This window comes from Anaerobacillus sp. ABA4_114 (assembly GCF_056159065.1).
The window spans coordinates 508,050-521,914 of the sequence record NZ_JBSWUM010000002.1 but is presented as its reverse complement, the minus strand read 5'-3'; the positions used below and the strand labels follow the sequence as shown (position 1 = coordinate 521,914).

The 13,865-nt window shown below is 37.0% G+C and carries 16 protein-coding genes; 7 read left to right on the top strand and 9 right to left on the bottom strand.

The genetic code is table 11. The annotated features are described in order from the left end of the window. Positions 1–17: 17 nt before the first annotated feature. On the bottom strand, positions 18–1,394 hold the full coding sequence (locus ACXAEY_RS24440) for a PhoH family protein (RefSeq protein ID WP_474816034.1): 1,377 nt from the start codon (positions 1,392–1,394) through the stop codon (positions 18–20). Positions 1,395–1,582: 188 nt separating this feature from the next. Between ACXAEY_RS24440 and ytvI the strand changes: the two genes are divergently transcribed. The 4 genes from ytvI to ACXAEY_RS24420 all read left to right on the top strand — a co-directional run bounded on the left by ytvI (position 1,583) and on the right by ACXAEY_RS24420 (position 5,796). Beyond that, the gene (gene ytvI / locus ACXAEY_RS24435; RefSeq protein ID WP_474816032.1) at positions 1,583–2,611 is read left to right on the top strand and encodes a sporulation integral membrane protein YtvI; all 1,029 of its coding nucleotides are present in this window, start codon (positions 1,583–1,585) and stop codon (positions 2,609–2,611) included. 293 nt (positions 2,612–2,904) lie between these two features. Then, the gene (locus ACXAEY_RS24430) at positions 2,905–4,029 is read left to right on the top strand and encodes a GGDEF domain-containing protein (RefSeq protein WP_474816031.1); all 1,125 of its coding nucleotides are present in this window, start codon (positions 2,905–2,907) and stop codon (positions 4,027–4,029) included. Between the two features lie 91 nt (positions 4,030–4,120). Next, positions 4,121–4,693 carry a WxL domain-containing protein gene (locus tag ACXAEY_RS24425; protein ID WP_474816029.1) on the top strand — a complete coding sequence of 191 codons (573 nt, stop codon included), beginning with the start codon at positions 4,121–4,123 and terminating at the stop codon, positions 4,691–4,693. 230 nt (positions 4,694–4,923) lie between these two features. Continuing rightward, positions 4,924–5,796: a YitT family protein gene (locus ACXAEY_RS24420; protein ID WP_474816027.1), complete on the top strand. Its 873-nt coding sequence runs from the start codon at positions 4,924–4,926 to the stop codon at positions 5,794–5,796. A gap of 56 nt (positions 5,797–5,852) precedes the next feature. Here the strand turns inward: ACXAEY_RS24420 and ACXAEY_RS24415 are convergent, their stop codons facing one another. Then, the gene (locus ACXAEY_RS24415; protein WP_474816025.1) at positions 5,853–6,164 is read right to left on the bottom strand and encodes a hypothetical protein; all 312 of its coding nucleotides are present in this window, start codon (positions 6,162–6,164) and stop codon (positions 5,853–5,855) included. 178 nt (positions 6,165–6,342) lie between these two features. On the opposite strand from ACXAEY_RS24415, the gene ACXAEY_RS24410 reads away from it, so the two are divergent. After that, positions 6,343–6,606, top strand: a complete 264-nt coding sequence (locus ACXAEY_RS24410; protein WP_474816531.1) for a YggT family protein — start codon at positions 6,343–6,345, stop codon at positions 6,604–6,606. Positions 6,607–6,695: 89 nt separating this feature from the next. Continuing rightward, positions 6,696–7,721, top strand: a complete 1,026-nt coding sequence (locus tag ACXAEY_RS24405; RefSeq protein WP_474816023.1) for a hypothetical protein — start codon at positions 6,696–6,698, stop codon at positions 7,719–7,721. 70 nt (positions 7,722–7,791) lie between these two features. Here the strand turns inward: ACXAEY_RS24405 and ACXAEY_RS24400 are convergent, their stop codons facing one another. Both ACXAEY_RS24400 and ACXAEY_RS24395 read right to left on the bottom strand, forming a co-directional pair. Then, positions 7,792–8,286, bottom strand: a complete 495-nt coding sequence (locus ACXAEY_RS24400; RefSeq protein WP_474816021.1) for a hypothetical protein — start codon at positions 8,284–8,286, stop codon at positions 7,792–7,794. A gap of 263 nt (positions 8,287–8,549) precedes the next feature. Beyond that, the gene (locus tag ACXAEY_RS24395; protein ID WP_474816019.1) at positions 8,550–9,212 is read right to left on the bottom strand and encodes a hypothetical protein; all 663 of its coding nucleotides are present in this window, start codon (positions 9,210–9,212) and stop codon (positions 8,550–8,552) included. Positions 9,213–9,410: 198 nt separating this feature from the next. On the opposite strand from ACXAEY_RS24395, the gene ACXAEY_RS24390 reads away from it, so the two are divergent. Beyond that, a complete protein-coding gene (locus ACXAEY_RS24390) occupies positions 9,411–9,674 on the top strand; it encodes a hypothetical protein (protein ID WP_474816017.1) in 264 nt (87 codons plus the stop codon). 334 nt (positions 9,675–10,008) lie between these two features. On the opposite strand, the gene ACXAEY_RS24385 is transcribed toward ACXAEY_RS24390, so the two are convergent. From ACXAEY_RS24385 to trhA, 5 genes are all read right to left on the bottom strand, one after another. Next, entirely contained in the window at positions 10,009–10,173 is a 165-nt protein-coding gene (locus ACXAEY_RS24385) for a hypothetical protein (RefSeq protein ID WP_474816016.1), read from the bottom strand. Continuing rightward, a complete protein-coding gene (locus tag ACXAEY_RS24380; protein ID WP_474816014.1) occupies positions 10,160–10,303 on the bottom strand; it encodes a hypothetical protein in 144 nt (47 codons plus the stop codon). Before ACXAEY_RS24380 ends, ACXAEY_RS24385 begins: the two co-directional genes overlap by 14 nt. A 74-nt stretch (positions 10,304–10,377) precedes the next feature. Then, on the bottom strand, positions 10,378–10,524 hold the full coding sequence (locus ACXAEY_RS24375; protein ID WP_474816012.1) for a hypothetical protein: 147 nt from the start codon (positions 10,522–10,524) through the stop codon (positions 10,378–10,380). 205 nt (positions 10,525–10,729) lie between these two features. After that, positions 10,730–11,998: an MFS transporter gene (locus tag ACXAEY_RS24370; RefSeq protein ID WP_474816010.1), complete on the bottom strand. Its 1,269-nt coding sequence runs from the start codon at positions 11,996–11,998 to the stop codon at positions 10,730–10,732. A 316-nt stretch (positions 11,999–12,314) separates the two neighbouring features. Next, the gene (gene trhA / locus ACXAEY_RS24365; RefSeq protein ID WP_474816008.1) at positions 12,315–12,959 is read right to left on the bottom strand and encodes a PAQR family membrane homeostasis protein TrhA; all 645 of its coding nucleotides are present in this window, start codon (positions 12,957–12,959) and stop codon (positions 12,315–12,317) included. Positions 12,960–13,865 lie beyond the last annotated feature (906 nt).

The window sequence follows — 13,865 nt, the reverse complement described above, 5'->3', positions numbered from 1 at the left end:
TGTCGCCTTCTTGCACTCTATCTCAATAACTCTGCAGCTTTCTCCGCTAACGGTGAACGCTCAGACTTCGCTAGGTGAATGATCCCTACATCATGTTCAGGTTTCATTTTTTCTATCGCATAAGTTAAACCGTTGTTAACACTATCTAAGTAAGGATGGTCGATTTGATCAGGATCGCCTATTAATACGATCTTCGCATCTACACCCGCTCTAGTAATAATGGTTTTGACTTCATGCTTTGACAGGTTTTGCGCCTCATCGATGATAATGATCTGTTTAGGGATACTTCTACCTCTAATATACATAAGAGGTTCGACTTCCAGGTTCACTCTACTCAATTCTTCTTCTACACGAGAGTTTCGCTCTGAACCGGAACCGCTCTTTGATTCTTTATCTATTTTGAATAGGTATTCTAGATTGTCGTAAATCGGTTGCATCCAAGGTCGAAGTTTATCTTCAAGCTCTCCTGGCAATGCTCCAAGGTCTTTTCCCATTGATATAATAGGTCGACCAGTGATGGCTTTAACGTAAACCCCTTCTTCAGTTTGTTGTAATGCTGAAGCTAAGGCGATTAAGGTTTTCCCCGTACCAGCCCTCCCTGTAGCACAAACTAGAGGAACGTCACGATCCATCAATAGTTCAATGAACATCTTTTGCTGTACATTCTTTCCTTTTACACTCTTGTAAATTGTTTCATTGCCATAGTAAAGATCATTGAGATATAAGACGCCTTGTTCTTCTATTAATCTCCCTACACCGGACTTATTAGACCCATAAATGTCCTTGAGCACGACAAAGTCTTGAGGGTAATATTCCACACCTTTTAAGTGCTCCGCTATTACATTGATAGGGAAACGACCACTCCCGTAAAAGTCATCAATTAATTCTGGCTCCACCATCAATGTATGGTAGCCCTTATGAATGTCAGTTGCATCTTGTAGAGGTCTATCGTTCTCATATTGTTCTGCCTTCAACCCAATTGCATCTGCCTTTACCCGTACTAGTGTGTCTTTTGAAACAATGATGACCTGGGCATCCTCAGATTCATTTTGTAGATTTAGTCCCACAGCAAGAATACGATTATCCTTTACATCTTCTGAAAAGTGATCAGATAACTTAGAGAAAGAAATGTGATTCATCTCTACCTGAAGCTCTCCACCGTTTTCTAACTGAATCCCTTTATGTAACCCTCCACCATATTCCACAATCAATTTATCAAGTTCATTGGAGAACTTCCTAGCATGGAGTCCAATTTCGGCTTGTTCTCTCTTCTTACCATCTATTTCTTCCAACACTAACGCTGGGATAATTACTTTGTTGTCCTTACCAAATTTATAAATGCAATATGGATCTTCTAAAATTACATTCGTATCAATCACGAAAATTTTCCTCAAGATTATTCCCCCTCATGAATAGTAGGTCATAATCTATCTTTTCTAAAAACGATAAGAGTCCTTAAAACGAAAATCTGAAAAATCGTATAAATCCTTATCACTGGCGTTTCTTTGTGCTTGACCTTTTGGATTATGTGGTTATATTGGATTTGATTCGGTTTAAAGAGAAGATGCGGAAGGAGGCTACCATGGAGAGGTTAGCGAAGTTTGTTTATTTTTCACTACTTATCGGTATTTGTTATTTTATATTCCCTTATTTCTTGCCGTTCATCTTGGCTTTGATTGTGGTTACAATGTTGGAGCCCATCGTCAGTTTTTTTGTTAATCGAATGGGGATAGGACGCGCTTACACTGTCCTAATTAGCTATACAATCTTTTTCTTTTTCATCTTTTCTTCTATGTACTTTCTACTTGTAAAGATCATAAGCGAAACAGTCGAACTCTTAAGAAAGTTACCTGAAACAATAGATAAATTCAGCTCTCAAACCAATGATTGGTTCCAGTTTTACAATAGCTTATCACCTAGCAGCAAGGAGTATTTAAAAGAAACGAGTTCTACACTTACTTTAAAGTTAAACGATATCTTATCTACACTAGCTGGTAATCTATTTTCGATAGCTACTCAATTTACAGGTTATTTTGTGGCGTTTATCGTGTTCATGATTTCCGTTTATATTATGGGTATCGAATATCCTAAACTAAAGACTTCATTCTTACGTTTCTTTAAAGAGGGAGACAGCAGACAGAGTATGGAGATCGTGATAAATAAATTAAAGGATGCTGTCATAGGTTTCTTACAGGCGCAAGTCATCCTCAGCACTCTTACATTTGTTATTACAGCGGTAGCGCTTAAGATTATTGGAATAGAATACGTGTTATTTTCAGCATTAGTGGTTGTTATAATCGACCTTCTACCGATACTCGGAACAGGAGCAGCATTAATTCCTTGGGCTTCGTACTTATTCTTAGCAGGAGAAATACACCATGCAATTGGCTTAATCATTCTATTTGTCATTATCACTATCGTAAGAAGGGCATTGGAACCTAAATTGATAGGTAAATCATTAGGCATAACGCCTCTTATTACATTGATAAGTATGTACATAGGCTTTTCGTTAGTAGGAATCATAGGAATGATAATTGGACCTGCAGTAATCATCGTTCTATCCACATTAGAACGCGCAGAAATACTTAAGTTTAGATTCAGCTTTAAATAAAGTTTGGGTAATACTTTTGCCCCTTGCCCATTAGGATAGTAGTAAGGTCACAAGTGGCACTCCATGGCGGGACTATTAATCACTACTGCCCCTCCTCAAATTAATTAAGTCAGGTTTGTTTGTGTGTTCGTACCATGTGATGTACCACTTGTGGTCTTTGTCCCATCCATTTTGGTGTCGTTAAACGACACCTTTTTTTGTTGAGCTCTTTTTAGGGGAACCGGTTTATTTGTTAATTATCGTTGACTTTAATGAAAACGGAGGTATAACTTCTAGTGCTAGGGGGTGATTACTTGGCTGGTTATAAGGACAGATTTTCAGCTGTATTCGGAGAGCAGGAACAGAAAGCCGCCCGAACTTTTATTATTTTATTTTATATCTCCATCATCGGTTACGAGGTAATAAACGTCATCACTTCCCATCAGAAATCGGATATTCTTAACCAAGGGTTGGGTATTTGGCTTTTCGTTGCTTATACCTTGCTACTTCCAATCAGCATTTATTTCCTCAAAATCAACAAACCTAGACCAGTAAAGTACATTTTATTTTACGGCTTTATTACCGTCTACTCTATTCATGAAGCCATCATATATTCTTCAGACCAAATGCCTTACTTCACCGCTCACTTGTTTGAGATCATTGTCATCTTGTTCTCCCCAATCTTTGTAAACAAGCGCTTCTTCTGGATTGTTTCTGGTACGATACTGACCAAGCTTTTAATCTTTTTCGTTGTTATGCAAGATCCTATGGTGTTGTTCGGTGTATGTATCACTCTCCTTATGGGGTTTGTACCATATGTGACGATTCGTAGGTTCTTCGACTACTTGAATACATTTGAGGAGAGTTACCAAACGGAGCTTGAATTAGAAGGGTATAAGCAAATTGCATATGTAGATGAACTTACAGGCATTCACAATAAACGCCACCTAAACATTCAAATGAACGAGTTGGAGCTAGCGAAAGATAATTTAGCGATTGCTATGATCGATATAGATAAATTTAAAACCGTAAACGATTCATATAATCACAATGTAGGGGACCAGGTGTTAAAGCATTTTGTAAAAGTCATTCAGAACCACCTATCCTACAATGACATCTTCGCAAGGTACGGAGGAGAAGAGTTCACTGTTATCTTCAAGAACCGCTCTTTTGATGAAGTTAAAGAGTTAGCTGAAAAGATTCGACAAGACATCGAAACATCTACTTCTATCGTAAGTTATAATGGGCAAAAGGTTGAAATAGACTACACTGCTAGCTTCGGTCTTTATTATATTGAAGAAGGGGATAAATTCACTCTAGGGGAAGCTCAGGTAGTGGCGGATAATCTTCTGTATCTCTCCAAAAAGAACGGACGTAATAAAGTAACTGCAAACAATATAGAAAACAGAAATCTTTACGATGAGGGTTCGTACATTTAAAGCACTGATATTCAGTGCTTTTTTTCGTGCAATATTATTTTGTTGATTTTTTAAAATTCAAATGTATATTGACGGAAAGGAGTGATGGCGCATGAAATATGTATTGTTATTATCCCTTCTCTTATTCCCTTTTAATGATGTTCAAGCTGAGAGCGCAAACAATAAAAGTTGGTTCAATATGATGTCTGAGGCACACGCAGCTATGGCTAGTATCGAAAGAGGTAACATATCCCTCATATTCCCCTCTTCTACTAACCAGTATGTTGTATCGACGGATAAGGTCTCCGCAACCAAATTACTTATCCCTCTCACTTCAATGGCGACTACGAATGCGTTAGGTCTAGAAACTAGTTGGCGTATTTCAGCAACAGCAACCCCTTTTTCAAACGAAGGTACCGTGTTGCCTAGAGGAATGATTGAGTTACAACATCCTAATAGAGTAATTTCAAATGAGACCGACTCCCCTCAGCCTACCTTACACACGGCACCATGGATCTTAGATACTGAAAATCACGCATCGATCATGACCTCTAAACATGGTGATGGCATGGGCATTTATGAATTTGAATTCCAAGATAAAGGATTCATCATATCCACTCTACGAGATGTAGAAAGTGGGATATATACTTCGAATTTGAATTGGTCAATAATTGCTGGACCCTAATCTAATATCTATGTCACATATTGAGTCCCTTAATATATTGATTTAGTTTCTCCTACTTTCCAAGTGATAGTTTATAATGGGTACATATCAAAGATCAAAAAGCATAATCAGCTTTAAAATTAGTTTATCAATCAAACGTTTGTTTGATTTGTTCCCTACTCCCTCAAGGCGACTATGATCGCCTTTTTCAATGGAATCGTACAAGGGTTTCCCTATTTTTCCATGAAGATATGTATAGAGGGAGGCGTGTCCTTTTGACAATAAAAAACGTTCAAAAAATACTCTTTATTACGTTAGGAGCCTTACTTTTCTCTGTAGGAATTGAGCTCTTTTTAGTACCTAACCAGGTCATCGATGGAGGGATCGTCGGAATCTCTATCATCATATCTCACCTGTTCCCTAGCTTAAAATTAGGAATAGTGCTTGTTGTTCTCAATATCCCATTCATCGTCATGGGCTTTAAACATATCGGGAAACGATTTGCCTTTTCTACGCTATACGCGATCGTTTCAACAGCAATCTTCACGACTATCCTTCATCACCACGACCCATTTACTCACGACCCGTTATTAGCTGCTATCTTCGGAGGCATAACCTTAGGTATAGGTGTTGGTATGGTTATTAAAAACGGCGGTTCTCTTGATGGCACTGAAATCACAGCAATACTCATAAATAAAAAAATCTCTTACTCTGTTGGAGAGATCGTTATGTTTATGAACCTTTTCATCCTATCTGGAGCGGGATTTGTTTACGGTTGGGACCGTGCGATGTATTCACTTCTAGCATATTACGTAGCAGTCAAAGTCATCGACCTTGTTATAGAAGGGTTAGAAGAAACCAGATCGTTTTGGATTATTAGCGACCATTCAGAAATTATTGCAGATGCAATATCAAAACAACTTGGGCGCGGAGTGACATTCTTAAAAGGCGAAGGAGGATACACAGGGGAAGACAAAAAGATTATCTTCTCAATCTGTACTCGTCTTGAAGAAGCGACTTTACGAACTACCATCCAGGCAATAGACCCCAATGCATTTATCGCTATTGGTCATGTACATGATGTCAGAGGTGGTCAATTTAAGAAACCTAAAAATATGCACTAAAAAAGAGTCTGTAATTCAATTACGACTCTTTTTTGGTCTTTACTATCTCAGATTACTTACCCCCAATTATGCTTTTTAGCGTAATTGTACAATGGATAGCCCTCTACCAAATCTTTAAGCGGAGCACGGTAAATAACGCCATCATTTTCAATCTCAATCTCATATTTATTAATAAAATCATGATTATAATGATTCTTCAATGTTTCGGTCCGTTCCGCTCCATCATTACATAGACCTAATCTATCAAAATCGTTAAATGACAAATCTTCACTTACATATACTGAATCTCCACCATTTTGAAGGATTACTTCAAAACCTCTTTCTTTAGATGGATTCTTGTACTCGTTGATTAGTTTTTCGTTTCTCATTAAAATCTCTCCCTATTGTTATTTGCTACGAATTTTTAATCATAATAGCATCGCAGCTGTATTTTTTACGATTATAGAATGGAATAAGGATTTGTGCGAAAAGAAATTAAATCTTTTAGGATTTATGGAAATGCCACTAAATGAAAACAAGAGGTGAATATAATTGGTAGAAAATATAATGTCTTTTGCAGTTTTTTCTCATAACGCATATTACTGGGGCATGTTGATATTTATTATCTCATCGTGGATCCCATCCTTCCACCAGAGCTCTTTTGTACAAGGGATTGGCACACTAGTTAATCCCTACCTGAATCTTTTTCGAAGGTTCATTCCTCCTTTGGGAATGATTGACCTTTCTCCATTAGTAGCCATCCTATTTTGGCAAATTGGTGGAAGTTTTGCTTTGCTCGGATTGCAAACTGTTCTTGAAACCTTGCTCTGATATCTACGAAAAACGAATCTGATACATTGACATTGGACTAAAATCCAGTAAATTTTTAATGATTCGTTATACACAGTGAGGTGACTTAGATGAGCAATAGCATTAAAGATTTAAAACTTACAGATTTTATCCCTGCTGAGAACTTAAAAAAATACGACCACTTTTCAAGCGATGATTCTACTCTGAGTGAGTTTATTTATGACTACTTAACATCCAAACCAGGCTTCATTAAAAGTGACCATGCAAACACTCTCTCTGTTTCAAAAGAAACCGAACAGAGATACATAGAAATGATTAGGGAGAAGACATTAACAGGGAAACCCGTTGAGATCTTTATGGAAACAATCAATCCAAAGCCAAGAAGGAAAGAAATCACCAACGGGCAAGTATATCCTGACATGGGTGAATTCTTATCAATTATCCACTTAACCTTGATAGCGAAACACATTCGTGAAATCTACAATAACGGCTTCCACTTCGTTATTGCCTATGAAGGAGTCCTACATCATTTCGTATCGGGCAGTGACACAGATGTGGCATATAAAACGCTTAGTATATTAAGACGTTTTAAAGAATTAGCTGAGGGGCTAGTCGGGGTTAGAGAGGCAGTTAAAATTATAGACTTGCAGGAAGTAGTTAGTGAATATCAGGATGAATTTGATCATATGGTAGATGAGCAAATTAAAGAGATTTATGCAAACTATGAAGATTGGGAAGATGTAATCGAATCTGAATCGGAATACTTCATCGATAAAGTAATTGATACAGATCCTTTCGATACACCAGAAGAAGCGAAAGAACATGCAGTTAATGTATCTGTAAGAACCCGATCCTTTTATCCAATCCGGCATAAGGGTGGATCAAACGGAAAAGGATTTATGAATTGGTACCCTAACGCAATTATCGGCTCTACGAAGAATGGTCGAGTAGATACGGAATATGCGATTCAATTAGAGTTGTTACCTGGGACAGAGACGTATCCGTATAACCAGTTAACCGTTAAAACGAAAACGGGGAAATGGGATTTAAAGGAGTGGAAAGACATGGGGGAAGAACATTATGAACCTGTCTTCTTTAAAGAGTTTGAACACCCGATGTATTTTAAGGAAAAATAACAAAAAGACTTCGTCAATTAGACGAGGTCTTTTTTTAGGTGTTTCGAACATTAGGATATAAAGCTCAGATTCAAATATCCCCTTCTTCGAACTCTTTCATGAGTTCTTCTCTTTCTTCTTCTGTCATGCTTTTATAAAGCTCGATGTCGAAAATTTTCTCTGTTGGCTTAATAAAGAACGCGCTGATGCTATCATTCATAGGTTCTCCGTCAAAATCTTCTATCATTTCATCGATAACTATATCAAGTGTTGTTTCACAATACCCGTACTTTTCTGCTGATGAAATGAAGTACCCCGACATTACTGCTGCGTTCTTTTGATCTTCCTCTTTAGTCGGCATCAAAATATCTTCTGCTTTTGCCCACATTTCACCGTTTACGTCTTTGTATAGTTTCTCACCGTTGTTGTACTCACTAATTAACATACATAAATTCATAGCCATGTACGTAGTTTCGCCTTTTTCACCCTCTAAGCGATGAAACGCTGGCATTAGTAAATTTAAATCTGGATCAACTCCGGCTTCTTTGTATAAATTTCTAGCGAGTTCTACTAGTCTTTGAGACATATCTTATCTACCCTTTCTCTGATTGTTGTCAGCCCGTTCTCGTAAGAGCTCCTTATTTCCATCCTAAACATTTTAGGGACTAAACACAGGGAATCATCTTTCTTTTTTCGTTTGTATAATAGATTCTCATTGATAACATTTCCAAAGAATACAAAAGGGACATTACAACTATCTCTTTCCCATACCTAAATGTCAACTCGGAATTAGTATAATAAAACAACAACTTATTCGACTTCAAAAGGCACAAATGAGTTCTTCTTTTTTCATGTTTTCACATCTATTTGGAAATCATCTAACGGCTTAATTAGATCCGTGTATCTTTTTGGCAATTCTCGTTGTATCATATCTTTTGCTACTACTCTAGCACATTCAGGACTACAGGCACGATCTAAACCAGACATCATTGCGCCATGATGACTCATGTTAATCACGAAGTAATACCGATGTGTCTTAGTACCGATTTTATCATTACAATTTCCACACTTAAAAGACCATGCGCGTTTGCTTGAATCGAATTCTCGACGGTCTACTCTTACAAAATTATTTGGGAATACAAACAGACCATCCTCATTCTGTTTCAAGCCTAATTGGTCACTCAAGAATCGTGAGTTCCTATCCCTTTCTATAGCCTCTCCTATATTTCTGATACTAGCAAACTCTTTTATTTTTTCTGATAAAATCAACAAGTCTTTCTGCTCCATAAGGTCTCCATCGTTATTGACCAACGTGACATATTTTTCGTTATCGTATTCCACTTCTTTAACCATATAAATAGGACCGAATAGACCCATCATAGAATCCCTTGTCTCAACTGCTTCTCCCTCTCTGCACCCTTCACATACATGAATATAGTCATCTTCTTTCTTCACTCTTAAAAGATTCAAAAAGTCTCCATTACACCTCTCACAGTTTTTGAAAATACCCATCTATAACACCCCATATTAAAGTTTGGTTTTCAGGTTACACAACCAAAAGGCTTATTATAGATAATTTTATCATTTGCTTATCCTCTCGCCAAAAGAAATGAGGATCTAAAAAAATCGTATAAACTTTTTAATTTTCTTACTTAACTCTCCAGAAGAGCAATCGTATAAGGTAATAGACAAATAAAAGGAGTGATTGGTTTGAACAACTTTACCAAACAGGAGACAATTAATAAGTTTCGCAAAAGGTACATGAGCGGAAGTGCAAAAGACTATGAGATAGTCGTGGCTTTGGCTGCCATGCAAAAAGCTTCCCTGTTAACAAGTGAGGAATTCAGTGAATTTTTGTTGGCTATCTTTGGTAGGAACATGCAAACTATTGAACGTTCTGTTCGGTTAGCAAATCGTCTAATGAGTGATGATATGTTGGAACAGATCGTTAGCGAGGTACGTAGAGGGAAATAGAAACTGCCCTCTGATTTGAGCGAAAAACATGTTGATAGTGACTACTCGTCGTACCCATCCGTCCAATAGGAATGTGTGTAGCAGAGGGTCGCGGGGTTGGGCGAGGCTATACGCACACACGATAGCCCGCCGTATATCTACTGCGATAACATGGCGTACAGGTCGATAGAATATAGGGGGTGCATGGTATATCTGTTCTGTGAATCGGACGGGTATTGGTAGGAATTGCACCTCTTCATAACGAAGTTCAATTTCAGTATCCACTACTTCTCTTCCCGCTTCTTCACCGTTCTTTTTTACGAGTTCATCGAGCCAAAAAACTTTCTATCCAAATTCAAAACCATCCACATAATTTTCCTTTTAGCTCTCTCTTTAAACATTCAAGACGTTTGAATACGGGATCATTCGTTAGTTCGACCTTATCCAACACGATAGGTTTATCTTTAGCCATTCGTATTTCTTTAATAAGAGCGTTACGACGGTTTTTAGCGCCTCTCATTTTCCCTTCTCCTTTTCTTCCATTCTTTAATCAACGGATGCGGTTCAACCTTCGGAATAGGCTTATCAGAAAAACTCTTATAATGTTCAATCAATGCTTTTTTCTTCTTTTCTTTTTCTTCTTTATTCATCGCTTACCTCCATGAAGAACGTTATGGGACTCGATTAAGAACAACAGTTCGACAAAACAATAAAAAAAGAGAGGTTAACCTTGTTTATCTTTCCGTTCTTTTAATCTTTGGAGTTCAGCTTCATCTTCTTTTAGTGCCTGGCGCAATATACGCATCGCTTCAGTCAAATGAGGAAATTGTTCTTGGGTACGTTTCTTGAAGTATTCAGGTTCATTTTCCAATCAGAACACATCCTTCACGGTAGAACGCTCGTTCTAATTATACCACGAAATAACAAAAAAAGTCAGGGGCGATTTCCATAAACAAGAAAAAGTCCTAGGTAGGCATTCGCTCTATCACTAGGACTTTTTCTTATGTTGTTATATTAGTAGTTTCTAACTTTACCAAAATGCATCATAAATATCAATGTGCTCAAAGTATACTCAATTACGAAGCTGAAACGTCTCTATCACTTTCTATTCCGTGATCAACCTCTTCTATACCTACCTCTTCCTTGTCTCCTTTTCCTATGCTAGGGAAGAAGAATATCCCTAAGACCATTAGGAATGTACAAAGGATAGCCAGATACCAGGAGGTACTAAGGATTCCACTGCTGCTAATAACTAATGTCACTACCAACATCACAGGTGCTTTTAGTCCCCTACTTAAAAAAACGTGCAATCCGAATGCGCTTCCGTGAATATCTTTAGGGACTTCTTCTTGTATGTAATTGACCAATGAAACGAAGAAGATATTCCTGGCACTTCCAAAGATCATACTCAAAATAATGACCGTTAATAATGGAGATTCTGCATGCATCGCTAGTAAATAAATAGAGTAAATGAAGAACGGAAGTATGACAAAAATCTTTCTCTCAAACTTCTTATATAAATATGGTATAAATGGCAGTACAATTACCTTTCCAAGGATAAATGCTGCATTAAAATAGCCTAAGTTTTCAGTTCCGTCCTTTAACACCTCGACTAAGTAATTAACTATCAAGAGATCTTCCGCAGGTGTGCTTATTATAAGGAATAAACAGAAGAACGTAAACAACATCAATGTAGTCTTATTTCGAAAGAGAGTTATAACATCTTTACTCATCTTACTGATGAATTTCTCCTTCGCTTCGCTCCTCATCACACTACTCGTACTTTCTTCTGATTTCATTCTAAAAATGAAAATCGCTGATATGAACCAACATAATGTCGAGATTCCAATTAAATATGTAAGCGGTACGCCGTTTTGAATGAGAATGACGACTATGATATTCGATATGACCAAAGGAATGGTCTCTACAAAACTAAAATAACTATTAGCATGGATTAACTTCTTATCTTCAACTATTTTAGGGATCATCGATTTTTCAGCTGGTGATAAAAATAGTACAGCTATTGCGTCTAACATAATGAAAACATAACCCCAATGATATGAAAGGTCATTCATATTCAGCATAAAGATAGTTCCGAAAGCGACCATAGCTAGGCTTGTGTATAATAAAATCTTCTTTGTTGAACGGTTCTGTGTCCATGTTCCGACTGGGATCGATAGTAATAAGAAAGGCAATGCATTAAAGAAGAAAAATAACGATAGATGTTCTGTCTGGTTGGTTGATAGTTCAATCCACTTTAATAACGGTATGATTAGAAAGCCCAATGACAGTGTTGAGAAAAACTTAGCTGAGAGGAGTTTTCTAAACGCAGAGTTTTTTAACATGTTGTCTACTCACCTCAATTCCATTCACTTTATAAAATGAAACTTTATTTCGAGCAAGAGAAGTTAGTGTTTTTCTTTAATTCCCTTACTTTCTCTCCCCTGTTGGAGAAAGCAAACACGGTAAAGATGAAAAACAATTGATTACCTCTAACTAGAGTTTGGAATTGCTTTAAGGCTGTTCCCATGTAAAAAACTCTATTTTTCCTTAAAATACATTCTCTTACAAATTACACCTCCTCTGGTTATATTTTACCAGAGGAGGTGGTCTTTTGTCCCAATTATGTTAACAAACTTCCAAATGAACATGATATTCGTCCTAAGGCAATAGATAGAGTATCACAGCGAAGAAATGAAAGATTGTACCAGCCAATACAAATAGGTGCCACACGGCATGATGATATTTAAAGACACGCCACATATAAAACACAGCTCCCAATGTATAGAGAACTCCTCCTATGACCAGAAAATCTATCCCCTGGTCCGGCATATTTAACTTTAACTGGCTCCAGGCTAACGTAATCATCCATCCCATAATGACGTACATCAAAGTAGAGATGAAAAGATACTTCCTCACAAAAAAGACTTTGAACACCGTACCGCCTATGGCTAGACCCCACACAATTCCAAATAACGTCCATTTCAGTGGACCCTCTACTGCAATAAACAGGAATGGTGTGTAAGTCCCTGCAATAAAGAAATAGATCGATGAGTGATCCATAATCTCAAATACGTTCTTTGCTTTTCCCTTAGGTAAACTGTGTAACATCGTTGATGATGTATACAATAACGTCATCGTAACTCCAAAGATTGTAAAGCTTACTATATGCCAAGCTGTCCCTTCTAGAGATGCATATACAATAAGAAGAACTAGAGCGGCTATACTAACGAGGACGCCAATTCCATGTGTAATGGAATTAGCTATCTCTTCTCCTTTGCTAAAAACATGAGTTTTCTTTTCCAAATGATTCATCCTTTCGTTCACACCAAAGACACTCTCTTTTTATTCAACTACCATCCTGCTAATCCTTATTGAAATTCCTGATATTAATCTCTAACTAACACAAAAAACCTTGCTATAGATTTATAGCAAGGTTTTTTACTTTTATTATGCAGACCTTCGTGCATTACGCTGCTTGTTATATTAAAATCTGTAGATACGAAAAAACTAAGGTAAATATAATATGAGCAACATCCATGTTTGTTTGTTTTATATTGTTTTTTATTGTTTTAGATGTTTTTCTTGTTTATTGTTTTAAAGAGTCGAGAAACGCACTCATACCAGATGTTCAGGACTTCTAACTATCACTTTTTTTGCGCAATCGATCACCTTTTTTGCGTTAACTATCACTTTTTTTGCTCTATCTAACACTTATTTTGCTTTTAACGCTCACCTTTTTTGCGCCGTTATATCACCTTTTTTGCGCTAAGTATCACTTTTTTTGCGTTTGAGGAAGGTAAGGACATTAACTATCACCTTTTTTGCGTTAGCTCCTGTCTTTATCCAAGTATCACTTTTTTTGTGTTTTCACTTTCATATTTTTCTTGTCATCTCCCAGCTATATAAACGATCACCTTTTTTGCGTTAGCTAAAACCGCATCTTAACTATCACTTATTTTGCGTCATTCTATATCCATTTCTCCTTAACTATCACTTATTTTGCGCCAATTATCACTTATTTTGCGTTAACTATCACCTTTTTTGCGTGTTTTACCCTCTTTTCTCTTAACTATCACCTTTTTTGCGTCACTTTCGCTATAAACTAACTATCACTCTTTGTACTTTTATACACTTCTTGCAACTAACTATCACTTTTTGCATTTTCCATTTGTAGAGTATGAACGTTAACTCTTTGTGCTTAACAGGAAG

Coding starts and splice junctions, on each gene's coding strand:
- ytvI (WP_474816032.1), top strand. CDS start 1,583: ATGGAGAGGTTAGCGAAGTTTGTTTATTTTTCACTACTTATCGGTATT.
- ACXAEY_RS24425 (WP_474816029.1), top strand. CDS start 4,121: ATGAAATATGTATTGTTATTATCCCTTCTCTTATTCCCTTTTAATGAT.
- ACXAEY_RS24420 (WP_474816027.1), top strand. CDS start 4,924: ATGTATAGAGGGAGGCGTGTCCTTTTGACAATAAAAAACGTTCAAAAA.
- ACXAEY_RS24415 (WP_474816025.1), bottom strand. CDS start 6,164: ATGAGAAACGAAAAACTAATCAACGAGTACAAGAATCCATCTAAAGAA.
- ACXAEY_RS24410 (WP_474816531.1), top strand. CDS start 6,343: ATGTCTTTTGCAGTTTTTTCTCATAACGCATATTACTGGGGCATGTTG.
- ACXAEY_RS24405 (WP_474816023.1), top strand. CDS start 6,696: ATGAGCAATAGCATTAAAGATTTAAAACTTACAGATTTTATCCCTGCT.
- ACXAEY_RS24400 (WP_474816021.1), bottom strand. CDS start 8,286: ATGTCTCAAAGACTAGTAGAACTCGCTAGAAATTTATACAAAGAAGCC.
- ACXAEY_RS24395 (WP_474816019.1), bottom strand. CDS start 9,212: ATGGGTATTTTCAAAAACTGTGAGAGGTGTAATGGAGACTTTTTGAAT.
- ACXAEY_RS24385 (WP_474816016.1), bottom strand. CDS start 10,173: ATGAGAGGCGCTAAAAACCGTCGTAACGCTCTTATTAAAGAAATACGA.
- ACXAEY_RS24380 (WP_474816014.1), bottom strand. CDS start 10,303: ATGAATAAAGAAGAAAAAGAAAAGAAGAAAAAAGCATTGATTGAACAT.
- ACXAEY_RS24370 (WP_474816010.1), bottom strand. CDS start 11,998: ATGTTAAAAAACTCTGCGTTTAGAAAACTCCTCTCAGCTAAGTTTTTC.